Origin of the sequence: Streptosporangium sp. NBC_01755 (assembly GCF_035917995.1) — a bacterium.
GTDB lineage: Bacteria > Actinomycetota > Actinomycetes > Streptosporangiales > Streptosporangiaceae > Streptosporangium.
In genome coordinates this window covers 2,601,297-2,624,100 of sequence record NZ_CP109131.1, presented here as the reverse complement: position 1 = coordinate 2,624,100, position 22,804 = coordinate 2,601,297, and the positions used below count along the sequence as shown (strand labels likewise).

General features: G+C 68.1%; 28 protein-coding genes, 2 tRNA genes and 1 pseudogene. 18 read left to right on the top strand and 13 right to left on the bottom strand.

What is annotated here, in order from left to right; genetic code table 11:
- The first annotated feature begins 7 nt into the window (after positions 1-7).
- The 6 genes from OG884_RS12005 (at position 8) to OG884_RS11980 (ending at position 3,712) form a co-directional block, all read left to right on the top strand.
- Positions 8-358: a hypothetical protein gene (locus OG884_RS12005; RefSeq protein ID WP_326645047.1), complete on the top strand. Its 351-nt coding sequence runs from the start codon at positions 8-10 to the stop codon at positions 356-358.
- 17 nt (positions 359-375) lie between these two features.
- Positions 376-552: a hypothetical protein gene (locus tag OG884_RS12000; protein ID WP_326645045.1), complete on the top strand. Its 177-nt coding sequence runs from the start codon at positions 376-378 to the stop codon at positions 550-552.
- Complete coding sequence (locus OG884_RS11995; RefSeq protein ID WP_326645043.1) at positions 549-677, top strand: hypothetical protein; 129 nt, start codon at positions 549-551, stop codon at positions 675-677. Before OG884_RS12000 ends, OG884_RS11995 begins: the two co-directional genes overlap by 4 nt.
- A 101-nt stretch (positions 678-778) precedes the next feature.
- Positions 779-2,167 (top strand): replication initiator, encoded by a 1,389-nt coding sequence (locus OG884_RS11990; protein WP_326645041.1) that lies wholly within the window; start codon positions 779-781, stop codon positions 2,165-2,167.
- Positions 2,154-2,348 (top strand): helix-turn-helix transcriptional regulator, encoded by a 195-nt coding sequence (locus tag OG884_RS11985; RefSeq protein ID WP_326645039.1) that lies wholly within the window; start codon positions 2,154-2,156, stop codon positions 2,346-2,348. Before OG884_RS11990 ends, OG884_RS11985 begins: the two co-directional genes overlap by 14 nt.
- Entirely contained in the window at positions 2,345-3,712 is a 1,368-nt protein-coding gene (locus tag OG884_RS11980; protein ID WP_326645037.1) for a tyrosine-type recombinase/integrase, read from the top strand. Before OG884_RS11985 ends, OG884_RS11980 begins: the two co-directional genes overlap by 4 nt.
- Before the next feature lie 44 nt (positions 3,713-3,756).
- Here the strand turns inward: OG884_RS11980 and OG884_RS11975 are convergent, their stop codons facing one another.
- The 6 genes from OG884_RS11975 to OG884_RS11950 all read right to left on the bottom strand — a co-directional run bounded on the left by OG884_RS11975 (position 3,757) and on the right by OG884_RS11950 (position 8,535).
- Complete coding sequence (locus OG884_RS11975) at positions 3,757-4,233, bottom strand: NUDIX hydrolase (RefSeq protein ID WP_326645035.1); 477 nt, start codon at positions 4,231-4,233, stop codon at positions 3,757-3,759.
- Between the two features lie 71 nt (positions 4,234-4,304).
- On the bottom strand, positions 4,305-4,736 hold the full coding sequence (locus tag OG884_RS11970; protein WP_326645033.1) for a hypothetical protein: 432 nt from the start codon (positions 4,734-4,736) through the stop codon (positions 4,305-4,307).
- Between the two features lie 289 nt (positions 4,737-5,025).
- Entirely contained in the window at positions 5,026-6,432 is a 1,407-nt protein-coding gene (locus OG884_RS11965) for an IS1380 family transposase (protein WP_326635019.1), read from the bottom strand.
- A gap of 95 nt (positions 6,433-6,527) precedes the next feature.
- Positions 6,528-7,349 (bottom strand): hypothetical protein, encoded by an 822-nt coding sequence (locus OG884_RS11960; RefSeq protein ID WP_326645031.1) that lies wholly within the window; start codon positions 7,347-7,349, stop codon positions 6,528-6,530.
- 209 nt (positions 7,350-7,558) lie between these two features.
- Positions 7,559-8,212, bottom strand: coding sequence for an HAD family hydrolase (locus OG884_RS11955; protein WP_326645029.1), 654 nt, complete (start codon positions 8,210-8,212; stop codon positions 7,559-7,561).
- A gap of 247 nt (positions 8,213-8,459) precedes the next feature.
- Positions 8,460-8,535 (bottom strand) — tRNA-Arg (locus tag OG884_RS11950).
- Positions 8,536-9,540: 1,005 nt separating this feature from the next.
- Here OG884_RS11950 and OG884_RS11945 point away from each other — a divergent pair.
- The 3 genes from OG884_RS11945 to OG884_RS11935 all read left to right on the top strand — a co-directional run bounded on the left by OG884_RS11945 (position 9,541) and on the right by OG884_RS11935 (position 11,180).
- Entirely contained in the window at positions 9,541-9,681 is a 141-nt protein-coding gene (locus OG884_RS11945) for a hypothetical protein (protein ID WP_326645027.1), read from the top strand.
- A 127-nt stretch (positions 9,682-9,808) separates the two neighbouring features.
- Positions 9,809-10,888: a D-alanyl-D-alanine carboxypeptidase family protein gene (locus tag OG884_RS11940; protein ID WP_326645026.1), complete on the top strand. Its 1,080-nt coding sequence runs from the start codon at positions 9,809-9,811 to the stop codon at positions 10,886-10,888.
- Between the two features lie 133 nt (positions 10,889-11,021).
- Entirely contained in the window at positions 11,022-11,180 is a 159-nt protein-coding gene (locus tag OG884_RS11935) for a hypothetical protein (RefSeq protein ID WP_326645024.1), read from the top strand.
- 253 nt (positions 11,181-11,433) lie between these two features.
- Here OG884_RS11935 and OG884_RS11930 read toward each other — a convergent pair whose 3' ends face one another.
- Both OG884_RS11930 and OG884_RS11925 read right to left on the bottom strand, forming a co-directional pair.
- On the bottom strand, positions 11,434-12,042 hold the full coding sequence (locus OG884_RS11930) for an RcpC/CpaB family pilus assembly protein (protein ID WP_326645022.1): 609 nt from the start codon (positions 12,040-12,042) through the stop codon (positions 11,434-11,436).
- Positions 12,043-12,313: 271 nt separating this feature from the next.
- Positions 12,314-13,123 carry an S-methyl-5'-thioadenosine phosphorylase gene (locus OG884_RS11925; protein ID WP_326645020.1) on the bottom strand — a complete coding sequence of 270 codons (810 nt, stop codon included), beginning with the start codon at positions 13,121-13,123 and terminating at the stop codon, positions 12,314-12,316.
- Positions 13,124-13,333: 210 nt separating this feature from the next.
- Between OG884_RS11925 and OG884_RS37470 the strand changes: the two genes are divergently transcribed.
- Entirely contained in the window at positions 13,334-13,561 is a 228-nt protein-coding gene (locus OG884_RS37470; protein WP_442811756.1) for a hypothetical protein, read from the top strand.
- Positions 13,562-13,623: 62 nt separating this feature from the next.
- Here OG884_RS37470 and OG884_RS37465 read toward each other — a convergent pair.
- From OG884_RS37465 to OG884_RS11910, 3 genes and pseudogenes are all read right to left on the bottom strand, one after another.
- Positions 13,624-13,716: pseudogene (locus OG884_RS37465) on the bottom strand (FmdB family zinc ribbon protein); the annotation flags it as partial.
- Between the two features lie 158 nt (positions 13,717-13,874).
- The gene (locus tag OG884_RS11915; protein WP_326645016.1) at positions 13,875-15,380 is read right to left on the bottom strand and encodes a potassium/proton antiporter; all 1,506 of its coding nucleotides are present in this window, start codon (positions 15,378-15,380) and stop codon (positions 13,875-13,877) included.
- A 340-nt stretch (positions 15,381-15,720) separates the two neighbouring features.
- Positions 15,721-16,302, bottom strand: coding sequence for a 5-formyltetrahydrofolate cyclo-ligase (locus OG884_RS11910; RefSeq protein ID WP_326645015.1), 582 nt, complete (start codon positions 16,300-16,302; stop codon positions 15,721-15,723).
- Between the two features lie 25 nt (positions 16,303-16,327).
- Here OG884_RS11910 and galU point away from each other — a divergent pair, with 25 nt between their 5' ends.
- From galU to OG884_RS11875, 7 genes are all read left to right on the top strand, one after another.
- Positions 16,328-17,227 (top strand): UTP--glucose-1-phosphate uridylyltransferase GalU, encoded by a 900-nt coding sequence (galU, locus tag OG884_RS11905; RefSeq protein WP_326645013.1) that lies wholly within the window; start codon positions 16,328-16,330, stop codon positions 17,225-17,227.
- A gap of 5 nt (positions 17,228-17,232) precedes the next feature.
- Entirely contained in the window at positions 17,233-18,420 is a 1,188-nt protein-coding gene (glp, locus tag OG884_RS11900; RefSeq protein WP_326646907.1) for a molybdotransferase-like divisome protein Glp, read from the top strand.
- Entirely contained in the window at positions 18,417-18,893 is a 477-nt protein-coding gene (gene moaC / locus OG884_RS11895) for a cyclic pyranopterin monophosphate synthase MoaC (protein ID WP_326645011.1), read from the top strand. Before glp ends, moaC begins: the two co-directional genes overlap by 4 nt.
- The gene (locus OG884_RS11890) at positions 18,890-19,363 is read left to right on the top strand and encodes a MogA/MoaB family molybdenum cofactor biosynthesis protein (protein WP_326645008.1); all 474 of its coding nucleotides are present in this window, start codon (positions 18,890-18,892) and stop codon (positions 19,361-19,363) included. The genes moaC and OG884_RS11890 overlap by 4 nt, the downstream gene beginning before the upstream one ends.
- Before the next feature lie 247 nt (positions 19,364-19,610).
- Positions 19,611-20,264 (top strand): GNAT family N-acetyltransferase, encoded by a 654-nt coding sequence (locus OG884_RS11885; protein ID WP_326646906.1) that lies wholly within the window; start codon positions 19,611-19,613, stop codon positions 20,262-20,264.
- A gap of 124 nt (positions 20,265-20,388) precedes the next feature.
- The gene (gene sepX, locus OG884_RS11880) at positions 20,389-21,123 is read left to right on the top strand and encodes a divisome protein SepX/GlpR (RefSeq protein WP_326645007.1); all 735 of its coding nucleotides are present in this window, start codon (positions 20,389-20,391) and stop codon (positions 21,121-21,123) included.
- Positions 21,124-21,180: 57 nt separating this feature from the next.
- Positions 21,181-21,254 (top strand) — tRNA-Ala (locus tag OG884_RS11875).
- A gap of 202 nt (positions 21,255-21,456) precedes the next feature.
- Here the strand turns inward: OG884_RS11875 and OG884_RS11870 are convergent.
- Positions 21,457-21,678: a helix-turn-helix domain-containing protein gene (locus OG884_RS11870; RefSeq protein WP_326645005.1), complete on the bottom strand. Its 222-nt coding sequence runs from the start codon at positions 21,676-21,678 to the stop codon at positions 21,457-21,459.
- On the bottom strand, positions 21,678-22,169 hold the full coding sequence (locus OG884_RS11865) for a DUF2975 domain-containing protein (RefSeq protein WP_326645003.1): 492 nt from the start codon (positions 22,167-22,169) through the stop codon (positions 21,678-21,680). Before OG884_RS11865 ends, OG884_RS11870 begins: the two co-directional genes overlap by 1 nt.
- Positions 22,170-22,218: 49 nt before the next feature.
- Between OG884_RS11865 and OG884_RS11860 the strand changes: the two genes are divergently transcribed.
- Complete coding sequence (locus OG884_RS11860) at positions 22,219-22,551, top strand: NAD(P)-binding domain-containing protein (protein ID WP_326645001.1); 333 nt, start codon at positions 22,219-22,221, stop codon at positions 22,549-22,551.
- Positions 22,552-22,804 lie beyond the last annotated feature (253 nt).

The following is a 22,804-nucleotide window of genomic DNA, read 5'->3' as shown; positions in this document are numbered from 1 at the left end:
GAACCCCATGCCCGGCACCACTGCCCGCGCCGCTCTCATCAAGGGCTTGGTCGACCTGGCCACCTTCCTGGAGGCCAACCCCACCGTTCCCGTCCCCTCGTTCGCCGGGCTCACCTACTTCGCCCAAGGGGCCGACGACGACATCCGCGCCGAGGTAGAGGCCGTCGCCGCTCTCCTCGGCAGCGAGGTGGACTCCGGCGACTCCGAGCACGACCACTACCGGGCCTGTCGCACCTTCGGGCCGGTCGAGTACACGGCCGTGGGCATCCTCGCCGCCGCTCGTGCTCGCCACCGGGCCAACACCTCCTACGACGGGTGCATCACCCCCGACCCCGTCACCTCGCCCCTTACCGCCTGACCAGGAAAGAGACCCCCATGCGCATCCGCATCGACGGCACCTACGCCGAAATCGTCCACGCCGCCAACAAGATCCGCACGATCCTCCCGGTCGGCTCGGTCTCGCCGGTTCTGCCGCTCCATGAGCGGCCACACACCTGGCGTGTGTTCCTCGATACCGCGCCCAAGCGCACCGGGAGGAGGTGGATCACGTGACCGACAACCAGGACGCCCCGCTCGTCGACCTCGCGCCCAAGCGCTGGCTGTGCTGCTGCGGCGGGACCGGCGTCGACAGTCACGGCCAGACCTGCGAGCACTGCGAGGGACTCGGCTTCACCTGAGCCCTTGGCGCCCCCGGCGTGACCACACATCCGCCAAGACGTCCGCCACGTCGGGGGCCATCCCGCACCGAACCTCGAAAGCCCGGAAGGGACACCCCATCATGCCAAGCACCCACGCGGTAGCCGGGATGATCGACCGGCTTCATGATCCCCAATATGCCCGCTGGGCCTCCCAGATCCGCCGGACCGGCGGCTGTCGACAGCCCATCCACCTGCGCGGCCACGTCCACCACCTCGACCCCGCGACCGGGAACCGACTGCACACCTACACCACCGCGACCGAACCGGACGGCATCCTTCGCGTCCCGTGCAAGACCCGGCGCGCCTCGCGCTGCCCGGCCTGCGCCGAGACCTACCGGGCCGACACCTACCAACTCATCCGCGCGGGCCTGGTCGGTGGCAAGGGCGTCCCGGCCTCGGTCACCGCCCATCCCTGCCTGTTCGTCACGCTGACCGCCCCCTCCTTCGGAACCGTCCACACCCGGCGGGAAAAGAACGGCACCGTCCTGCCCTGCCACGCTCGACGCGACGCCAAGACCTGCCCACACGGACGGGTCATGTCCTGCACGGCTCGGCACGGGGCCGACGAACAACGCCTCGGCGAACCGCTCTGCCCGGACTGCTACGACTACGCGGGCTCGGTGCTGTTCAACGCCATGTCCCCGGAACTCTGGCGGCGCTTCACGCTGGCACTCCGCCGACGCGTTGCCAAACTCGCCGGACTGACCCAGCGGGAGCTACGGCAACAGGCCATGCTCTCCTTCGCCAAGGTCGCCGAGTACCAACGGCGCGGGGTCGTCCACTTTCACGCGGTCATTCGCGTCGACGGACCCGAGGGGCCGGCTACGCCTCCACCGACCTGGGCAACGGCCGACCTGGTGACCGACGCCGTACAGCATGCCGCCTCCGCCATCGCGGTCACCGTTCCCACGGTGCCCGGTGAACCCGCGCGGGCCTTTGGCTGGGGCACCCAACTCGACGTCCGCCAGATCACCATGGACGGTGACCTCACCGACCAGGCCGTAGCCGCCTACATTGCCAAGTACGCCACGAAAGCCGCCGAATGCGTCGGCACCCTGGACCGGCGTATCAACCCCCTCGATGACCTCACCGCGCTACCGATTCGGGACCACGCTCGGCGGCTCATCGCCGAATGCCTGCGCCTGGGCGCCCTCGACGAGCTGACCGAACTCCGGCTCATCAAATGGGCGAACATGCTGGGTTTCCGCGGCCACTTCTCCACCAAGAGCCGCCGCTACTCCACCACCCTCGGCGACATCCGCCAGGAACGCACCGACTACATGCGCGGCGAGGCGATCAGCACCGGACGGCTTCCGCTCTTCGACGAGGACACCGTCCTCGTGATCGCCGAGTGGGAGTACGCCGGACAAGGTCTGTCGATCGGAGACGCTCTCCTCGCTGCCGCAGTGACGGGGAGGCCTTTGCCCCTGCCTCCGGTGCTCGGGGAGGTGCGCGATGCCTCGGCCTGATGACCGCCTCCTCACCGTGCCCGAAGTGCTCACCGTGCTGAACGGAATCTCCCGCCGCACCTTCTACCGGTGGCGGGAACTCGGCAAGGCACCGGTCTGTATCCAGTACCCCAATGACGAGCTGCGTGTCCGGCGCAGCGACCTCGAAGCGTGGCTCGACTCGCTGCGGGAGGCGTCGTGACCGTCACCTACGAAGTGCGTATCTGGGAAGTCCGCCGGAACCAGTCCAGCAAGGCGCCGTCCTTCGAAGCACGTTGGAAGGTTGGCACCAAGTCACGATCCAAGACCTTCCGGACCAAGGCGCTGGCCGAGAACTTCCTGTCCGACCTCCGTCAGGCGGCGAGGAGGGGGGAGGCGTTCGATATCGCCACCGGATTGCCGCTCTCGATGCTGGCGGCCTCTGAGCCTTCGGGACCGTCTTTCATGCAGTTCGCGCAGTCGTACGTGGTCAGCCGGTGGCGCAGGACGGCTCCTCGAACTCGGGAAACTGAGGCGTACGCGCTGCTGTCGCTGATCCCGGCGCTGGTGGCCGATGTTCCGGATCGACCGGAGGACGACGAGTTGCGGCGGGTGCTACGTAACCACGTGCTGCTTCCGGAAGACCGGCGGGAGACGCTGACCCGTGTGCAGACCGTGGCGCTGCGCTGGCTGGAGAAGGCATCCTTTCCGCTGGCGGATCTCCAGGATGCGCGTGTTGTCCGGATCGCGCTCGACGTCATCTCGGTCACCTTCGATGGCAAGGAGGCGGCGGCCAACACGGTACGGCGGAAGCGGGCGATCCTTCATCACCTCTTGGAGTTGGCGGTGGAACAGAAGGTGTTCACGACCAACCCACTGCATGAGATCAAGTGGAAACCGCCCAAGGCCGTCAACATCGTCGACCCCCGCACGGTGATCAATCCGGCTCAGGCGAAGCAGCTCCTGGCCGCTGTGCCCAAGGTCGGCCGCACTCGGGGAGTTCGACTCAGAGCCCTGTTCGCTTGCATCTACTACGCAGGTCTGCGGCCGGAGGAGGCGGCAGACCTGCGTCTGAAGAACTGCACCCTGCCCGAAGCGGGATGGGGTCAGATCATCCTGGAGAGGGCGAGACCGCAGGCGAACAAGCGATGGACCAACTCAGGGGAGACCCACGAGTCGCGCAGCCTCAAGCACCGGGCGAAGAAGGAAACCAGGGAGATCCCCATCCCGCCTGTCCTGGTCGCTATCCTCCGTGAGCACATCGATGCCTACGGCACCGAGGACGACGGCCGGCTCTTCCGGACGACCAAGGGAGGTTCCTACTCCAGCTCGGCATGCTCCTACGTCTGGCAGGAAGCGCGAGCGCTCGTCTTCACCGATGAGCAGGTGAGGTCACCGCTCGCCGCCCGACCTTACGACTTACGACACGCTGCCCTGTCTCTCTGGCTCAATGCGGGTGTCCCGGCTACTGAGGTAGCCAAACGAGCCGGGCACAGCGTGGAGGTTCTCCACCGGGTGTACGCCAAGTGCATGGAGGGCCAGCAGGAACGGATAAACGGGAAGATCGGCAACGCTCTCGGCGAATGATTCCCATAGATGCTCGCCTCCAGGCCCTGGCACAAGCCGGGGCCTCAACCTATGTGTGGCTTGCCCGATCCTTCGAGGAAGTGGCCGATCCGCAGCCGCATTGAGCGGTCCATCGACAGTGAGCAAACCTCGCTCCGAGGCACCCAACGCACTTCCCGGGACTCGTCGCTCGGCGTCGGCTCCCCGTCGACGGCTCGGCCGGTGAGCACGATAGAGAACTCCTGCCGGGCCTCGCCGTCGCTGGTGTAGAGAATCACGTGCTTGGGATCGGTGTACGTCCCGACAAGGCCGGTGATCTCACACCCGATCCCCGTCTCCTCCAACGTCTCGCGGATCGCGGCCTCGGGCAGGGACTCGCCCAGATCGATCGCACCGCCAGGCACGGCCCAGTTGCCGTTGTCGCTGCGACGGATCATCAGGATCTCGCCCGCCTCGTTGGTGACCACGACGTTCACCGACGGCACCAGGCTGTTGGGCTTGGGCGCGGCGGGGTCGTCGTAGAAGTCGATCCGGCGGCCCATGCTCAGGACTCTACCGGCATGACGCTGCGGACCATTGTGACGCCTGCCTGTAGTTATTCCACCAAATTCGGTCAAAATAGAGAGTCCTGGTTGTACACCCTATGAATGTAGCGCTTGGCCTTGGATCCGCGGCTGCGAGTGCGTTTTTGGCGAGCGCGGACCGATTCGCGACTGCGCTCCGCAGCTAGAACGACGCTCTGACCTCTCTCGATGCGGTCTTGCACCAGAGAGTGCAATTCCTCGGCGGTGGTGCCGACCGTGCCGGCTAGCCCGTGCTTGACCAGCTCGATGAACTGCGTGTTGATCAGGTAGCGCTCTACCTGTTCGTAACCGAGGAGCCGTGCTTGGCTTCCAGCTTGGACGCCGCGCGTGCAGTCGTCCTTCAAGAGTAGTCGAACGTAAGAGACTGGTAGGTACATGCCGGGGACGAGCCCCTCGACCGGCTGCTTGTCGGTGTCCTCGGGCCAGTAGGCGAGCTTGAGGAAACAGGGGTCGTTTCCCATTCGCCACTCACTAGGCAGTGCAGGGGAACGACTAAGTTGTGCCACCTTCTCAAGCCGATCGATCTGGCTCAGCCTGGATCCACGGCGTGAATTCTGGTGATCATTCTTCGGTTCGATTCCTTCACCAGGACCGTTTTGCCTGACGGGGGTCTGATTTGGGGTGTGGAGAACCCGCCGTGCGCGGGTCACGGATTGTCCAGGCGTTCACGGGCTCGGGGGCGGGGTTCGTGCGCGAGGGCGCGGGTGACCGTGGAGGTCGAGGGAAGAGTGGTGGCAGGGCGGGGACGGGTCAAGCCGCGCGGATCGGTGGCAGCCGGTGGACGGCTTGGAAGAGGTTCATCCATGCGTGCCGCCAGTGCCAATACCGGGGAAGATGCAGGGTGAGGTGGCCCCGGCCGTGCCGGGCGATGCGGGCGGGCACGCCGATGAGATGGCGGCGCAGGGTGGCGCCGCGCGCCTTGGCGTGAAAGGTTCCGGCCAGGCAGCCGGCCGCGCGCAGCAGGTTGTGGCAGATCGCCGCCAAGGTCAGCCAGGCGGCGTTGGCGGTGAACACGCCCGAGGGCAGGTGCGCTAATGGCCCGTCGATCAAGTCCGCGTTGACCTGCTCGATGACCGCGTGATCACGGTGTTGTTCCTCGGCCTGCCCGAGGGCGTACGGACTGTCGGTGAAGATCGCGTGATAGCGGTAGAGCGGGAACGGTTCCTCTGGCCGGAGCCCGGTCTGCGAGTTGAGCCGTTTGACCCGGCGCACGATCAGCCGGGCGGTGATGGCCTGGCCCTTCTTCGCGGCGAACGCCGTGTAGGCGACCTCCGCGATCTCGGCGTCGGAGATCCAGCCCCCTGCTTGTTCGTCGAAGATGGCGTTGGGGTATTTGATCGCTGTCCAGGCGGTTTCGTCGATCGCCGCGATCGCGGCTTTGATCTTGGGGTCCATTTTGGCGGTGACGGAGAAGCGCACGTCGTTCGTGTGGCAGGCGTTGATCACGCCTGCGGTGTAGAACGCCGAGTCCCCGCGCATCATCAGGGTGGCGCTCGCGCCCGCTGATCGTGCCGCGCCGATCGACTCACGCACGAACCAGGCCGCGCCGCGGGCGGAGTTCGCGCTTCCGCCGCGCAGCCGGGTGCCGGTCACCACCGGGGCGGCCAGCGGTGTGGACAGTGTGGAGGCCAGCACGTTCAGTCCGCGCACCAGCACGCCCTTGCCGCCGATCTTGGTGTGGCCGAACCCCGATCCTTGCTTCTTGTAGCCGTAGGTACGTCGCTGCATCGAGTCCACATCGAGGAAGGCGAGCACGTCCGCGCCGGGCAGCAACGGCGTATGGGCGGCCAGCCGGGCCAGCAGCAGGCGGGCCACTTTCTCGATCTGCCGGACGTTGCCCCAGGCCAGGCACCGCAGGAACGATCCCAGCGTGGACGGTGCGCGGATACCGGTAAACAACGTGTCCATGCCGCCGTGGCGCAGTGCGTCCAGATCATCGATGCTGTCGGCCCCGCAGGCCATCCCGGCTACGATCGAGCCGATCTTCGCCGCCGGGTTCACGCCGTCCCGGCCGGTGGGAGTGACGTGCTCGCCCGCCAGGTCGCTCAGGCCGCACCGCTCGGCCAACCGCATCACCGGCCCCAGCCCGCCGTACGCGACTACACGCTCCTCATCGAAGATCGCATGGGTCTTGGCAGAGTCGTGGAACAATTGCACTTGAGAGGTGTCCTCTCGATCAAGGTGGCGGAAGCCTGAAGAACTCCCATCATCCCAGGTCGGAGGGCACCTCCTCTCATTTCAGGATCTTCAGTTCAGAATCGGCTCGGTGGATCCAGGCTCAGCAGTCGATCGTCCACGTAGATCGATCGTTTGCGTGAATCGAGACGCTTGTACTGAACGAGTACGAAACTCTGGGTGGACTCATGGAAGTAGATCATGTCGGTTCCGAGACGGGATTCGACGGGGGTGGCATTAACGTTGGCTACTTCCAGCCGTCGGCCCTCGGCATCCTGCAGTATGTGGATATCGCATCTGACCTCATTACCGCTCGGCCACTCGCTGAACAGGCCGAAGGCATTCCCAGCGGCGCGAACATCGTGATCAATTAGGCTGTGCTCGACGGGTTGCGGTATGAGTCCGGCCAGGTAGGGCGCATCCCGCGATGAAGGGCGCTGCCACGCCGCTAAGCTGGAGTGCGGGAACTCCGCGATCCGCAGGAGGCTCCGCGTCGCGTCCTGTTGCTCCTGCCAGGCACGGTCCGCGGGGTCATTGCTGTCTAGCGCCGGGGGGTCGGCTTGGGCGATCAACCAGTCGAGCAGACCTATCAGTTCCGGATGTGCTGCCCGGAGTGCAGTATTCACCGCCTCCCATAAGACATAGCTGCATTCGCCGACCCCGCCGAGGATGGCCGCTTGTTCGAACTCCTCGCGCATAGGCTTGGGGAGTCGGCTGAGCAGCCCGTCATGCCCGTCGATCATGATTGTTTTCATGCACTCCCGGAGGGGGTCGACGGTGATGCTTTTGTCAACGGCGCCCACAGTGTTGTGCCGTGCCACCACGCCAATCCAGACGAGATGCCGGGATGGGGAACTGTTCCACTCATCTCTATCGCCCTGCCCCAGCACCAGGACCATCGGTGGTCCGGTGACAGGGCCAGTCCGTCTGACTCCCTTTGGAAGAGCCTTGGTCAGGCGCTGTTCCACCCTTAACTTGGCACGTATAGAGGCAAGTTCTTCAGACGCGAGAGTCACTATGTAGGCCACACGCGGAGCGTAGTGAAGCTGTCCTGGTTTTTGCTTCGTGAGTCAGGAAATCGGGTAACATCTGGTACCTCTTCGAAAAGTCACTCGCCGATGTCATGCAGGATGTCCGTGGCGCACATCACGTCGGTGACCACGTGGTCCGGGGAGTGCTCATGGTCGGGCCGGGTGCCGCGGTCGATCCAAATCGTGTTCAGACCGGCTGCGTGTCCTCCGTTGATGTCTGCGACGGGGTGGTCACCGACCATCCACCCCCCGTCGGCGAGGCTCGCACCGCATCGGTTGGCGGCGATCTCGAACAGGCCGACGTCAGGCTTGCGGATGCCCTCGATGCCCGAGAGCGCGTAGCCGTCGACGACATCAACTAGGCCTGTCCGCTGGAGTTTGCCGAGCTGGTTGTCAGCGGTGCCATTGGTGACGATCCCAACGCGCCATCCGGACGTGCGTAGACCTGCCAGCGCGGCCATGACCTCGGGACGACACTCGACGAGATGGGGCATCCGCCGGCGGTACGCGGCCCACATATCCGCTGCCGAAGCGGACAGCTTAAACCGCTCGCGCACCTTGGTGAAGAACGGCTCGCGGTGGGGCAGGCCGTTACGGTCCAGCTTAACCAGGTAGTCGACGGCTTTCCGGCTGAGTCGATGCTCCTCGGCGAACTCCTCCGCCCACAGCAGGAAGGCGGCGTCCAGGTCGATGAGTGTGTTGTCCAGGTCGAAGAGCGCCAATCGCTGCACGATGCCCGATCCTAGGCGGGGCCGACTTCGCCCTGCAGGCCCGTGCTCCGGCCGCCGGCCGGTGCTGTGGGATCGGTGACTGCGGCCCACTCAGAGGAGAGGTGACCTGCGGAAACACTCCAAGATCCATCCCACGCATATCCCACAGCCGCTGACATACGGCTGCCCACGGTGGCACACGGCTGCGTAGGGTCGGATGGAGGGAAGGCGCGAACGCCCAGGTCAAGGGTGTGATCGCTGGTCAAGATGGTGCCCCCGGCATGATTCGAACATGCGACACCCGCTTTAGGAGAGCGGTGCTCTATCCCCTGAGCTACGGAGGCAGGGGCTCTTAGTAAGAGTAGCGAAAGTAGCGAGTGGTTGCGCGCTCGGAGGGGGAGTCGGGGCGGACTGTGGGTTATCGGTTCGCTCGGCTGGAGTAAAAGGGCGGCAAGTGGGCGGGTGTGCGAGGTCGGGCGGGGTTAGCGTCACGCTCCGTGATTGACAGGCGACGGAAGCGCATTCGTGGGCGTAGGGCGCTGCGGCCGGTGGTGCTGTGTGGCGCGATGCTGGCGCCCGCGCTTCTGGCCGGAGGGTTGCTGGTGGCCGAGCTCACGGGCTACGAGGCGACCATCCGGATGGCTGATGCCGGTACGGGGCCTGACGGGCTCGGAGACGGCGAAAAATCCCATAAGGGCCTAGGTCTCCGGGAGAGGGGCCGCCAGGGATATGAGGGCGGAGGCCAGGGACCTGAAGAGAGGGAAGGGGCCTGGGACGGCGCGACATCCCGGGTTGAGGCCGGTGATGGCGCAGGGCCATGGGCGGGGACGGGCTATGGCGCTGAGTCCCGGACGGAGGCTGGGAGCGGTGCTGGGCCCCAATCCGGGTTTCAAGTCGCGCCCCAAGCTGGGCACCGAGGTGGGCCCCAAGCCGGGTCTCAAGCTGCGTCCCAGATGGGAGCAGGGAGCGTGGGGCTCCGGACGGGAAGTGGCACAGGGGCGCTGGATGAAAGGGGCGACGCGGTAGCCGTGGTCCCGGTCGCGGTCGGGGCCGTGCAAAGCGGGATCTTCGGGCCGAGGCTGCTGCCTCCGCCCCTGCGACCGGAGCGGGTGTACGGAGGGTGGGTGCCCGTCGCCGCGAAATCGGAAGCGGGCCGTTCGGTCGGCGGGCAGAAAGAGCCGGGCGGGACGGGCCAACTGGGGCATCCGGGCGGGATGAACGGGGCGGGTGAACTGGGGCGACCGGGCGGGATGAACGGAGCGGGCGAACCGGGCGGGTTGAGCCAGCCGAGTCAGCCGGATGTGGTCGTACCTGTAAGAGTCCCCAGAGGCCCCAGGGGGCCGCGGAGGGTGGCGTTGCGCCCGCAGGTGGAGCCCGAGCCCAAGAAGGAGCAGGCGCCGTCGCCGGAGCCGTGGGACGGCTGTCCGGGGGAGTGGCGGGGGACGTGGCTCTGGGAGGTCTGCAAGAAGCACGCGCGGCAAGAAGTCTGACTTGTCCGGTCACAAAAAGGGGTGTTCGGCGCATAGCGGCTGTGGAGGTCTGGCCCGTGCAGTTGGTCAGCTGTAGTAGCGTGCGTGCCTGACCCAGGTCACGAGTTCGCAAACGGAGGGGTCGAACGTGCCACCTCGTCGATCAGCGGGTCTGATCGCCGTCGTCGCGACGATGCTTTCCCTCCTGCCGGGAGCCGCTGCCGCGCAGCGGGCGCCGGGGGAGGTTCAGGCCGTCGTCGCCGCCGAGCCGGTGAATCTCACAGAGCTGCGTCGCGAGGCGGAGAAGGCGACGAAGGATCTTGAGGCCGCGACCAAGGCGCTGGAGCAGCGGCGGACCCAGATCCGTGACTCGGAAAAGCAGCTCACGGCCAAGCTGAGGGAGCTGCAGGTGGCCGAGAGGGCTTTCGAGCAGGTACGGCAGCCGCTCTCGGACCTGGTCGGACTCCTCTACCAGCAGCCCATCAGCGGCGAGGTGGCCGGTTTCCTGTCCGGCGAGTCCAATACGGACACTCTGCGGGCCATGGCCGGTGTCACCCAGCTCGTTGCCGAGCAAGACCTGATCCTCAAGGACAGCAGCCGACTGCAGCTGGAGCGGGAACGGCTGGCGGGTGAGGCGCAGGAGCTCCGGGCGACCAACCTCCTCGCGGAGGCGCAGATGGGTGCCGAGATCGAGACGCTCAGGGCGCGCTCGCAGAAGATCGTGCAATCTCTGACCAAGGCACTGGTGAAGCTGGGCGTCAAGATCAACAAGAATGGGCAACCGGCGGCCGGGTGTGACCCGACCAGGGCGACCTCGATGGGCGATTTTCCCAACGGGCTCATCCCGCAGGCGTACCTCTGCCCGCTCCAGCAGCCGGGCAACCAGCTACGAGGCGACGCCGCGCTCGCGTTCATCAGCCTCAACGAGGCGTACAAGCGGCGGTTCGGCAGGCCCATATGCGTGACCGACAGCTACCGGAACCTGGCCGAGCAGCAGTCGGTCTACTACCGCCGCCCCGGCTTCGCCGCGGTTCCCGGGCGGAGCAACCACGGCCTGGGGCTCGCGGTCGACCTGTGCGGGGGCGTTGAGCGCTTCCGCTCGGCCGAGTTCAACTGGGTGGAGGCCAACGGCAAGCAGTTCGGCTGGATCCACCCTCAGTGGGCCTACGTCAGCCCCTTCGAGCCCTGGCACTGGGAGTACGACCCCAAGCTCGGCTCCCTGCTGTGAGGAGGCGGTCAGTCACCGTTCCGCGGATGCTTGTGACCGGGGGTCGGGCAACTGACCAAAGAGCTGCTCCCGGTATGTCGGGATCTTCCTTGGCGCGAGGGCGTCGAAGGAGTTAGGGAGTCTTCGTGGTCGCGTGGCTAGCGATCATGACGAGGGCTGGTGTTGCCGCACGACTGGACGGTTTTCCAGCTGTGCGGTGCTCGTCGTCGGGTCAGATTTCGAGGCCGAGATGAACGCACTCCTGCACCGCTGGGCGCTCACCTCCACCTCGGCCGGCATCGGCCACTTCTGAGCGGGCACGGCAGCCACGCCCCTTCCCCGGTCCAGGCCGCCGTGCCGTCATCAACGCACCACGCGGGCGCGACAAGGCGTCCGTGCGGTGCGTGACGCGGGCGGGTGTGCTCATCATGCATGCATGCCTGCGGATGAGCACACCCGCCCGCGCCCGCCCGCCAGGCAGGAGCACCCAGGTGACCAAGCCCGGGACAGACGCCACCACAGCACGACCCGTTCGAGCCCTGGCGCTGGGAGCACGCTCCTGAGAATCACCTCGCGCGAGCGCCGATCGTGATGGAGAGCCGTCCGCCTGCCTGGGCGGAGGCCAGTTCGGTTGCCTGGGCCGAGGTGGTGGCCAGTACGACGAGGGCGCCTCGCTCCGACTTCTCGTCCGGAGTGGCCAGGACCGTGACGTCCTCGGCCACGGTCATCGCGGGGGCGGTGCCGTCCCACGTCGAGGTGGCGGCGGCGAGCACGTCCACCACGTCACCCGGCGAGAGTAGGCGCGCGGTCTCGGGGTCGGCGACGCGGACCGGAGTGGCGACCGTTCCCGGAGCGTGGGCGGCCAGCAGGCCGGGGCCGAGCAGGCGGACATCGGTCAGCGGCTCCCCGCGCCGCGCGGGACCGGCCAGGATCTTTCCGGCGAACGGTGTGCCAGGTCTCAGGGCGCCGTCGGGGACCGTGCCGGGCCTCAGGGCCGCGGGTGTCAGATCGGTCCCCTTCAGCACGCCGCCGGGAAGATCCCTGGCGGCGGTCAGGACGATCACCGAGGCGGTGTCCGGGCGCAGGGCCAGCACGGCGCATCCCATCGCCAGGGCGGCGACGAGGGCGGAGAGCAGGCGATGACGGCGGCCGAGGAGGCGGCGTAGGGCGCGCATGGCTGACTCCAGAAGCGGGAGCCGGGCGGCGCGGTGCCCGTGATGGAACGCCCCGCCGGGCGGCGGGACGCGATGATTCCTGATGAATGACGTGGGCGGGACGATTTCCGCCGGCTGACGGGAGCGAAATCATGCCCAGTGGGTGATTCCCCGGTGGTGAGCCCCTCAGGAGAGCGTGGGCTTGGCCGAGGAGGCCGAAGGGGAGTTCGGCCATCCGGGGCGTGCGGGCAGCGGATGACAGGAGTGGTGGTCTCCTCGGAAAGGCGTGGGCTCAGTTGGGGAGGTCGAAGGGGAGTTTCAGGCCGTCCAGGGCGGTGGGGCAGGGGCAGGTGCGGTCTTCGGGGAGGGCGGCGACGACGTCGGTGATCAGGGAACGCATCCGGGTGACGTTGGTGGCGAAGAAGGCGAGGACCTCCTCGTGGGTGACCCCCTCACCCGCCTCGACCCCGGCGTCGTGGTCGGTGACCAGGGAGATCGAGGTGTAGCAGAGGGCCAGCTCGCGGGCGAGGATGGCCTCGGGGAAGCCGGTCATGCCGATGATCGACCAGCCGTTGCCGCTGAACCAGCGGGACTCCGCGCGGGTCGAGAAGCGAGGGCCCTGGATGACCACGAGGGTGCCGCCGTCGGACACCCCCCAGTCGGAGGAACGCGCACTGGAGACCGCCGCCTCGCGGCCCGAGGGGCAGTAGGGGTCGGCGAAGGCGACATGGACGACGCCGCCCTCGTCGTAGTAGGTCTGCGTGCGGCCGGAGGTGCGGTCGACGAGCTGGTCGGGGACGACCAGGGCGCCGGGGCCGAGTTCGGGGCGCAGCGAGCCGACCGCGCTGGGGGCGAGGACCTGGCGTACGCCGAGAGAGCGCAGCGCCCACAGGTTCGCCCGGTAGGGGATGAGGTGCGGCGGGAAGCGGTGGTCGCGGCCGTGGCGGGGCAGGAACGCGACCGAGCGTGACCCGATGTGGCCGACGGTGACGACGTCGCTCGGCGGCCCGTACGGTGTGGTGATCTCGACCTCTGTGGCGTCGTCGAGCAATGAGTAGAAGCCCGAGCCGCCGATGACCCCGATGTCCGCGCGAGTGACCATGGCGCCGAGATTAGCGCTACCGGCCGCCTCCCGTGGAGCCCCGGTGGCGGCCTGTGGATAACCGCTTCACCGAGTGTTCGGCCGGTTACTTTCGGCGGTCCGTCAGCCGCCGCCTCGGCGAGTGGAGGGCTGGAAAGCCGGGGCGCGAGGTCGGCCTGCGGACCGCCCGCCGCGGACCGCCTGCCGGAGAGCGGCGTTCGGGGGATCGGGGTGGAGAACCCGGGGCGCGCTCAGGAGGCTGCGGGGTGCGCTCAGGAGGCCGCGGGGGCCGGGCTGCTCGCCACCTTCGCCGGCTTGGAGTCGGACTTCGAGTCCGATGAGGCCGAGGAGCTCGACGAGTCGGACGACTTCGACGAGCCGGACGAGTCCGAGGAGCTCGACGAGCCGTTCGAGGAACTCACCGTGCTGGACGAGGACGACCGGCTGTCGGTTCGGTAGAAGCCCGAACCCTTGAAGACGATGCCGACCGCGGAGAACACCTTGCGCAGGTCACCCGCGCAGCTCGGGCACTCGGTGAGAGCGTCGTCGGAGAACTTCTGGACGATTTCGAACTGGTGGGTACAGGCACTGCAGGCGTACTGGTAGGTGGGCACGCGCTCCTCCTCGTGTGGTCCGCGCCGATTGGCACTCTAGTGGCGCGACTGCTAATGGTACGCAGCCGACAAGCTTAAACGCGAGTTGGAGTCTTCGCATTCCATCGGGAGATCTCAACGGGAGATCTCAACGGGAGATCTCGACAGGGAGATCTCGATCAGACGCCGCGCTCGCCGAACCAGCCCGCGAGCTTGCCCTTGCGGCTGATCGCGCGCATCCGGCGCTCGACCATGTCCCGGCAGGCGGCCGTCGTCACGACCAGGAGCTGGTCCTCGACCCTGATCCTGGTGGAGTCGGTGGGGACGAACGTCCGGCCGTCCCTGACGATCAGCGTCACCTGGGCGTCGCGGGGCAGTCGCAGCTCGAAGATCTCCACGCCCTGCAGCTTGGACGTCGGCGGCACCTTGACCTGGAGCAGGTCGGCGTTGAGCTCCTCCAGCGGCGCCGACTCGACCTCCAGGTCGCGGGCCTCGTCGGGGGTGGACAGCCCGAGGAGTTTCGCCACGAACGGCAGGGTCGGCCCCTGCAACAACGTGTAGACGACGACGATCACGAAGACCTCGTTGAACACGAGCTTGGCCGTGCTGTTCTCGATGGAGGTGGCGGCCCAGGGGATGGTCGCGAGCACGATGGGCACCGCGCCGCGCAACCCGGCCCACGACAGGAAGGCCTGTTCTCGCCAGTTGAGGCTGGCGATGCCCATCAGCCGGGTCAGGAAGGCGGAAACCATGATCGACAGAGGGCGGGCCACCGCGACCAGGATCAGCCCGGCCACCAGGCCGGGTACGACCGCGGCCGGCATCTCCGAGGGGCTGACCAGTATCCCGAGCATGACGAACAGGCCGATCTGGGCCAGCCAGGCCACGCCCTCGGCGAAGCCCCGCGAGGCCGCGCGGTGCGGCATCCGGGAGTTGCCCATGACCAGCGTCGCGAGATAGATCGCCAGGAAACCGCTGCCGTGCAGCAGCACGGCTCCCGCGTAGGCGACGAACGCGAGAGCCAGCACCGCGATGGGATACAGGCCGGAGACGGGGAGCGCCATGCGGCGCAGCGCGTAGATGCCGAGCGGACCGACCGCCAGGCCGACGGCCGTGCCCACCACCAGCTCGAAGAGCACATTGAACAGGGCGACCCCGAGGCTGGGCGAGGTGGCGGCGCTCAGCAGCATCACCGCGATCACTGTGGGCGCGTCGTTGAAACCCGACTCGGCCTCCAGGATGCCCGCGAGGCGCGGCGGCAGGGGCAGGCGGCGCAGCACGGAGAAGACCGCGGCGGCGTCGGTGGAGGCGAGGATCGCACCGAGCAGCAGCGCGGTCCGCCAGTCCAGGTCGAGGATCAGGTGAACCGAGATCGCGACGGCCGCGATGCTCACCCCCACGCCGACGGTGGCGAGCACCAGGGCGGTGGGAATGGCTCCCTTGACGTGGCTCCAGGTGGTGGTCAGGCCACCCTCGGCCAGGATGATCGCCAGTGCGATCAGGCCTATCTGCTGGGCGAGTTCCGGGTTCTCGAACTGCAGCCCGAGCCCGGACTCGCCGAGGAGCACCCCGAAGCCCAGGAAGATCAGAAGGCTGGGGAGTCCGCTCCAGTGGGCGACACGTACGGCGACGACGGCCGCGATGACGACTCCGGCACTGAGAAGCAGCCAGACGTCCAGCCCCATCTGGTCCCCTCTCTGTCTGTGGGGATCATTGTGTCGCATTCGAAAAGGGCGTCACACACGTCCCACGCGCACAGCGGGTCACAGCCCGGGTGCGCACCGACCCGGGACGGGTGGTGATTCGACCTGCCGGTCATGCGTTCACGATGCCGGTTCCGGTGACTCACCGTGGTCGGGCACGTGCCTCCGGCACCGGTTTTGACGACTCGGTCGTCCGCGTGCCGGTTGTGGAGATCACCGGGTCGGCCGGGTGCCTGGGGCGTTGGCATCGGGGGTTTTCCCGGGCGGGGTGTCCACGTGCCGACTCAGGCGTTCGTCCTAATACGCATGCCCGCGCGCCGGCTCAGGCGTCCGTGGCGCCCGTCCTGAAGACCCCCCCGGGCGTCGCCGCGTAGCGGACCGCCACGTCGTGCGGCTCGGCGGGTACGCCGTCGAGCAACTCGCCCTCGTGCAGCAGCGCCACGGTCGGCACGTTCGGGCCGACCCTCGCCAGTGCCCGGTCGTAGGAGCCGCCGCCTCGCCCGAGCCGTACCCCGGTGGACCTGTCCACCGCCAGCGCGGGCACGATCACCAGGGCCGCGGTCCTGATCGCGTCGACACCGCGCCGGGTGTCGACCGGTTCCATGATCCCGAAGCGGCCGGGGGCGAGGGTGTCGGGGCCGTCGTACACGGCCCAGTCGAGATCGTCGTCGTCGCGGAGCACGGGTAGGATCACGGTCGCGCCGTGCTTCCACAGGGCGAAGACCAGTCCGTGGGTCGCGGGCTCCGTCCCGACCGACCAGTAGCACGCGACGAGCCCGGCCATCTGGACCCAGGGCAGGTCAAGCAGGGATTCCCTGATCTGGACGGAGGCCGCGTGTCGCCGCTCATCGGGGATCGCGGCCCGCGTCGCCTCGATAGTGGTACGCAGCATCTGCTTGTCCACAGGTCCCTCCACTATGGTTTCGGTTATGGCCGACTTAGAAGCTGTGACGAAAGCCGTCGTTCCCGCGGCGGGTCTGGGCACCCGCTTCCTACCTGCGACCAAGGCGACCCCCAAGGAGATGTTGCCGATCGTCGACAAGCCCGCGATCCAGTATGTCGTCGAGGAGGCGGTCTCCGCCGGACTGCTCGACGTCCTCATGGTCACCGGGAAGAACAAGCGTTCCATCGAGGACCACTTCGACCGGGCGATCGAGCTTGAGGAGGCCCTGGAGGCCAAGGGCGACGACGAGCGCCTCTCCCAGGTACGCGAGCCCGCCGACCTGGCGACCCTCCACTACGTACGGCAGGGCAAGCCGCGCGGTCTCGGCCATGCGGTTCTCTGCGCCAAGCAGCACGTGGGCGACAACCCCTTCGCGTGCCTGCTCGGTGACGACCTCATCGACTACCGCGACGAGCTCCTCAAGCGCATGATCGAGGTACGCGGCGTGCACGGCGGCAGCGTCGTCGCGCTGATGGAGGTCCCCAAGGAGCAGGTCTCCCTGTACGGCTGCGCCGCCATCGTGCCCACCGACGAGGACGACGTGGTCAGGGTGACCGACCTGGTGGAGAAGCCCCCCGCGGACGAGGCCCCGTCCAACTGGGCGGTCATCGGCCGGTACGTGATCGACCCGGCCGTCTTCGAGGTGCTGGAGAACACACCGCCTGGGCGCGGCAACGAGATCCAGCTCACCGACGCCCTGCGTACCCTCGCCGGGCGCGGCCGCGACCAGGGCGGCCCGGTGCACGGAGTGCTGTTCCGAGGCCGCCGCTACGACACCGGCAACAAGCTCGACTACCTGCGGACGGTGGTGCAGTTCGCCGCCGACCGCCCTGACCTGGCGCCGGAGTTCCTGCCCTGGCTCAAGGAGTTCCTGGCCGCGCGATGAACTCCATGAGATCGGTCGACGATCACCTTTCCGACATCCTGCGCACGGTCCGGGTTCTCGCTCCGCTGGAGGTGGAACTGGAGCAGGCGCTGGGCACCACGCTGGCCGAGGAGATCACGGCCCCGGTTCCGCTGCCGCCCTTCGACAACTCCGCGATGGACGGCTACGTCGTGCGGGCCGAGGACGTCGCCGACGCGCCGGTGACGCTTCCGGTGATCGACGACATCGCGGCCGGCGACGGCCGGATGCAGGCCATCGGTCCCGGTATGGTCATGCGGATCATGACGGGGGCCCCGCTGCCCGCCGGGGCCGACGCGGTGGTTCCCGTCGAGTGGACCGACGGCGGCACGGCGCAGGTGGTGATCAACCGCTCCGTGCCGAAGGGGAACGCCATCCGCAGGTCGGGGGAGGACGTGCGCGCCGGTGACGTCGTGCTGCCGGTGGGCACCCCGATCGGGCCCGCGCAGCTCGGAGTGCTGGCGGGGGTGGGCCGCCGCCGGGTGCTGGTGCGGCCTCGTCCGAGGGTGGTGGTGATATCCACCGGGGCCGAGCTGGTCGAGCCCGGCCTGCCCCTGGGGGACGGCCAGATCTGGGAGTCCAACAGCTTCGCCCTGATCGCCGCGGTCCGTGAGGCGGGTGGCGAGGGCTACCGGGCGGGGATCGTCGTCGACGACGCCGCGCGGCTCCTCGACCAGCTCGATGCACAGCTCCTGCGGGCCGACCTGGTGATCACCAGCGGCGGTGTCTCGATGGGGGCGTACGAGCCGGTGAAGGAGGCCCTCGGGCCGCTCGGCACGGTCCGCTTCGACCGGGTCGCCATGCAGCCGGGCATGCCCCAGGGGTTCGGCGTGGTCGGTGAGGACCACATCCCGATCTTCGCGTTGCCGGGCAACCCGGTGTCGTCGTTCGTGTCGTTCATGGTGTTCGTCCGGCCCGCGTTGCGGAAGATGGGTGGCCGGGCCGCCGAACCCACGGCGACCGTGCGGGCGGTCACCACCGGGCCGCTCCGCTCGCCCGAGGGCAAGCGCTCCTACCTGCGCGGAGTGCTCGGCCCCGACGGCACCGTCGACCCGGTGCGCAGGCAGGGTTCCCACCAGCTCGCCGCCCTGGCCTCGGCCAACGCCCTGATCGTGATCCCCGAGGACGTCGTCGAGCTTCCCGAGGGCGCGAGCGTGGAGGTCATCCCACTATGACTGGATTCACACACATCGACGAGACCGGCGCGGCGCGCATGGTGGACGTCTCGGCCAAGGACGTCTCCGTCCGTACCGCGACGGCCACCGGCAGGGTGCTGCTCTCGGCGGAGGCCGTGGCGCTGCTGCGGTCGGGGGAGGTCCCCAAGGGCGACGCGATCGGCACCGCGCGGATCGCCGGGATCATGGGCGCCAAGCGCACCCCCGACCTGATCCCGCTCTGTCACCCCATCGCGCTGCACGGGGTCAAGGTCGAGTTGGCCGTGGTCGACGACGGAGTGGAGATCACGGTACGGGTCAAGACCGCCGACCGTACCGGGGTGGAGATGGAGGCGCTGACCGCGGTCTCGGTCGCCGCGCTCGCCCTGATCGACATGGTCAAGGCGGTCGACCCGGCCGCCGTGATCACCGATGTCCGCGTCGAGGAGAAGACCGGCGGCAAGACGGGCGTCTGGACCCGGGGGGTCTCGTGAGGGCTCTGGTGATCACCGCGTCCAACCGGGCCGCCGCCGGGACGTACGAGGACACGTCGGGGAAACTGCTGGCCGGGCTGCTCGCCGAGGCCGGGTGCGACGTGGAGGGCCCGAGGGTGGTTCCCGACGGCGAGCCGGTCGAGGCTGCGCTGCGTTCCGGGGTGGCCGAGGGATACGACGTGATCGTCACCACCGGCGGCACCGGGCTGACCCCGGCCGACCTCACCCCGGAGATGACCCGGCGGGTGATCGACAGGGAGGTCCCCGGCATCGCCGAGGCGATCCGTCAGGTCAACCGGGAGAAGGTGCCCACCTCGATCCTGTCGCGCGGGCTCGCCGGGCAGGCTGGTGGCACGTTGATCGTCAACCTGCCCGGTTCCTCCGGAGGGGTGCGCGACGGCATGGGCGTGCTGGCGCCCGTGCTCCGGCATGCCGTGGATCAGATCCGCGGCGGAGACCACCCGCGCTGACTCGTGCCTCCTCGGTTTCCGCTCGCGTGGGTTCACACGGGCTCGCGTGGGTTCACACGGGTTCGTGCGGGCTCGCGTGGGTTCACACGGGCTCGCATGGGTTCACACGGGCTTGCCGGGTAGACGGGCTCCCGGGTAGACGGGCTCGCCGGGTAGGTGAGAACGCGACGGCATGGGTGTGCTCCGGCACGCTGTGGGTCGGAGCCGCCCCGGCTCCCATGGCACGGTGGGCCGTGTTGGGGGGATGATGGAGGGCGTGGATCGACTTCGTGGCTGGCCGGTGACCCTGACGGAAGGTCCGGTGGGACTTCGACCGCTGCGGCTGCGGGACGTACGCGTCTGGCGGGAGTCGCGGCTGCGCAACGCGAACTGGCTCCGCCCCTGGGAGCCGAGCAATCCCGAGACCCCCCTTTTCAAGACCGGCCTCGGGCCCTACATCTCGATGGCCGGAACCCTCCGCAGGGAGGCCAGGCAGGGGCTGGCGCTACCGTGGGTAATCACCTACGAGGGTGCCTTCGCCGGGCAGCTCACCGTGGGCGCCATCGTCTGGGGCTCCGCGAGGTCGGCCCAGATCGGCTACTGGGTGGACGGCGCGCTGGCCGGTCGAGGGATCACCCCCACCGCGGTCGCCATGGCGGTCGACCACTGCTTCTTCACCACGGGGCTGCACCGGATCGAGGCCAATATCCGGCCGGAAAATCACGCAAGCCGCAGAGTGGTTGAAAAGCTTGGTTTTAGGGAAGAGGGCATCAGACGTAGGCATTTGCACATCGATGGTGCCTGGCGTGACCACATCTGTTACGCGCTCACGGTCGAAGACGCGCCGAGAGGGTTGCTTGTGCGGTGGCGGCGGGCCCGTGAGGCGGCCGCCCACGGCGGCACTCCGCACGAAGAGGTTTGAAGATCTCACGACACACCGCATCGAATGCTCGTCAAATAGTGACACGCGGTCTTACTGTGCGTGACATGAGCACATCGAAGGCGCCGGGGGACCACCCGCGTCTTCATGCTGCCCGGAGGTGGCCGTGAGCAGCGTTGTCCTGTATTTGGCCATTGTCATCATGTGGCTGTGCGTGCTCGTGCCCATGTGGCTGCGCCGCGACCGCAACACCCTCGTCGAGACGACCAAGGACCCCGAGTCGTACGCCTACGACGAGGATTCCGCCGAGACCCTGATCGAGCCACCGCACGCATCCTCCCCGGAGTCCCCGGCCGAGTCCTCCCCGGGAGTCCTTTCCGCCACCGAGACCATGCCGGAGTTCCCGCCGGGCGACGACGCGCCGCCGCCCGTTGCCCGGGAGACCTCGACGGGTGCCCAGACCGAGTCCGAGACCTCGCCCGCACAGCCCCCGGCCGGCCGGCCCAACCCACGTAGGGTCGCGGCCGAGCGCCGTCGCGCCGAGCTCCGCCGCAGAGGGAGGCAGGTGGCCAAGCGCAGGCGGCTGACCTTCTGGTGCGTGCTGCTCCTGCTCGCCTCCGTGGTGACGGCCACCGTCCAGGTAATCCCCTGGTGGGGCGTGGCGCCCTCAGTGGTGCTTCTGGGGACCTATCTGGCCATTCTCCGGGTCACCGTCCAGATCGACGCCGAGCAGCGGAGAGCCGCCGCCAAGGCCCGCGCGGAACGTGTCAGACGCGCCCGCCGCCGCGCCGCCCTGCTGGAGGCCCAGCGCCCGGTGGCCGAGGTCATCGACCTGACCGCGCTCCGCGACGAACTCTTCGACCAGTACGCCGAGACACCCCGCCGCGCGGTCGGCGACTGACCGAGGCTCTGGATGGCGCGAGTGCCCCCGGAAGTTTGCTAATCTAGTCCACGTCTTGGGGATGTAGCGCAGTCCGGTAGCGCACTTCGTTCGCATCGAAGGGGTCAGGGGTTCGAATCCCCTCATCTCCACCGCAGGGCCGTTCTTGAAACGGCTGGACTGAAGTTGACGGGATCCCGTCTGATCATCACGATCAGGCGGGATCTTGTCGTTTCAGAGGTTTCCGAACGGGGTCGGGACGGTGCTGCGGGCGAGCGGCGATCCACGTCCATGCGGTCGACGTGCCGTGTCAGGCCGGTGGTGTCAGGCGTTTTCACGCCCGCTGTGGGCATGTCATCCGCTCGCGGCGTCTTTGGCCTCCCAGCGCAGCAGGTCGCCCGGTTGGCAGTTGAGTGCCTCGCAGAGCGCGGCGAGTGTCGTGAAGCGCACCGCCTTGGCGCGGCCGTTCTTGAGTACCGCCAGGTTGGCGGGTGTGATCCCGACGCGGTCCGCGAGGTCGCCCACGGACATCTTCCGCCTGGCCAGCATCACGTCGATGTCGACGACGATCGGCATCAGATCGTCTCGTCCAGCTCGGCCTGCATCTGCGCCGCTTCGACGTCGCGCGCGACGGCCTGGGCGAGCAGCATCCGCAGCACGAGCACGATGAGCGCGACCCCCAAGATGGCCAGGCCGACGCCGCCCATGATGACGGTGACGCCCGGGTCGGCCCGCTGGTCCGGCGCGTTGAGGGCCGTGACCGCGAACCACAGGAGGGCAGCCGCCACGATCGCGCCGATCACGGCGTCCACGTACCGGAAGGCGGCGGAAGAGAACACGGTTTTGCGTCGGACCATCGTCACCAGCCGCCATACGCTGACCAGGGCGACTTGGGCCGACACCATGCCCAGGATCGTGATCACGCGCAGCGGGGCCAGCGGGAGCGACCCGTCCTCCGGGTCGCTCCCGCTGGCCAACGCCCACACCATAAATGCCTGTACGAACACGGTGCCGGCGAGCACCACCACGAGCACGGCGCGAAGCGCACGCACTATCAGCTTTCCCATGACCCATCCTTCTATCGAGTTGCGATGAGAATCTATCGAACATCGATAGATGAGGCAAGGGCTGGGGCGGAGGGCCGGGCATCCCACAACCGTGTGGAACCGCACGACCTCCAAGGCCGACCAACTGGTGGCCGAGGGTGCACGGCTGGCGCCCACGGTTGGCGACGCGCTCAAGGCGGGTTCCCTGACGATCATCTGCGTCACCGATTACCAGGCCATGCACGAGCTGCTCGGCGCGAGCGATATCAAGCTGAATGGCACGATGTTGATCAACCTGACCTCGGGCGACCTGCCCTGGGCGGGGCGGGGTCGTGCTCGTCAGGTGTTGCCGTGTCCTGAGGTGTGGGCTCCTCGGGGCGGTCGTGGGCTTGCCGCCGGCTGAGCAGGATGTGCTGGTTGGCCAGGCAGACCATGAGCGCGGTCAGCAGTGTTTGGGCCACGCGGCCATGCGCGAGTCGTTTCTTGAGGTCGCCCACGAGCCGCGAGGTCATGTCCAGCGTGGCAACCGGCGCCTCCGAGTGGCCCAGGGATCTGCAGGACACATCGGACACGCTCGCCAACGGTGTGAATAGCCGGAAACCGCTCCGGCGCGCTCAGGCTCAAGCCTACGCTGGCCTTGACGATCGGTCATGGAG

Excerpts from the sequence above, each read along its gene's own strand:
- OG884_RS12005 (WP_326645047.1), top strand. The coding sequence starts at position 8 with ATGCCCGGCACCACTGCCCGCGCCGCTCTCATCAAGGGCTTGGTCGAC.
- OG884_RS12000 (WP_326645045.1), top strand. The coding sequence starts at position 376 with ATGCGCATCCGCATCGACGGCACCTACGCCGAAATCGTCCACGCCGCC.
- OG884_RS11990 (WP_326645041.1), top strand. The coding sequence starts at position 779 with ATGCCAAGCACCCACGCGGTAGCCGGGATGATCGACCGGCTTCATGAT.
- OG884_RS11985 (WP_326645039.1), top strand. The coding sequence starts at position 2,154 with ATGCCTCGGCCTGATGACCGCCTCCTCACCGTGCCCGAAGTGCTCACC.
- OG884_RS11975 (WP_326645035.1), bottom strand. The coding sequence starts at position 4,233 with ATGGGCCGCCGGATCGACTTCTACGACGACCCCGCCGCGCCCAAGCCC.
- OG884_RS11970 (WP_326645033.1), bottom strand. The coding sequence starts at position 4,736 with ATGGGAAACGACCCCTGTTTCCTCAAGCTCGCCTACTGGCCCGAGGAC.
- OG884_RS11960 (WP_326645031.1), bottom strand. The coding sequence starts at position 7,349 with ATGGTCCTGGTGCTGGGGCAGGGCGATAGAGATGAGTGGAACAGTTCC.
- OG884_RS11930 (WP_326645022.1), bottom strand. The coding sequence starts at position 12,042 with ATGCGCGCCCTACGCCGCCTCCTCGGCCGCCGTCATCGCCTGCTCTCC.
- OG884_RS11925 (WP_326645020.1), bottom strand. The coding sequence starts at position 13,123 with ATGGTCACTCGCGCGGACATCGGGGTCATCGGCGGCTCGGGCTTCTAC.
- OG884_RS11915 (WP_326645016.1), bottom strand. The coding sequence starts at position 15,380 with ATGGGGCTGGACGTCTGGCTGCTTCTCAGTGCCGGAGTCGTCATCGCG.
- galU (WP_326645013.1), top strand. The coding sequence starts at position 16,328 with ATGGCCGACTTAGAAGCTGTGACGAAAGCCGTCGTTCCCGCGGCGGGT.
- glp (WP_326646907.1), top strand. The coding sequence starts at position 17,233 with ATGAGATCGGTCGACGATCACCTTTCCGACATCCTGCGCACGGTCCGG.
- moaC (WP_326645011.1), top strand. The coding sequence starts at position 18,417 with ATGACTGGATTCACACACATCGACGAGACCGGCGCGGCGCGCATGGTG.
- OG884_RS11885 (WP_326646906.1), top strand. The coding sequence starts at position 19,611 with ATGGAGGGCGTGGATCGACTTCGTGGCTGGCCGGTGACCCTGACGGAA.
- OG884_RS11870 (WP_326645005.1), bottom strand. The coding sequence starts at position 21,678 with ATGCCGATCGTCGTCGACATCGACGTGATGCTGGCCAGGCGGAAGATG.
- OG884_RS11865 (WP_326645003.1), bottom strand. The coding sequence starts at position 22,169 with ATGGGAAAGCTGATAGTGCGTGCGCTTCGCGCCGTGCTCGTGGTGGTG.
- OG884_RS11860 (WP_326645001.1), top strand. The coding sequence starts at position 22,219 with ATGAGGCAAGGGCTGGGGCGGAGGGCCGGGCATCCCACAACCGTGTGG.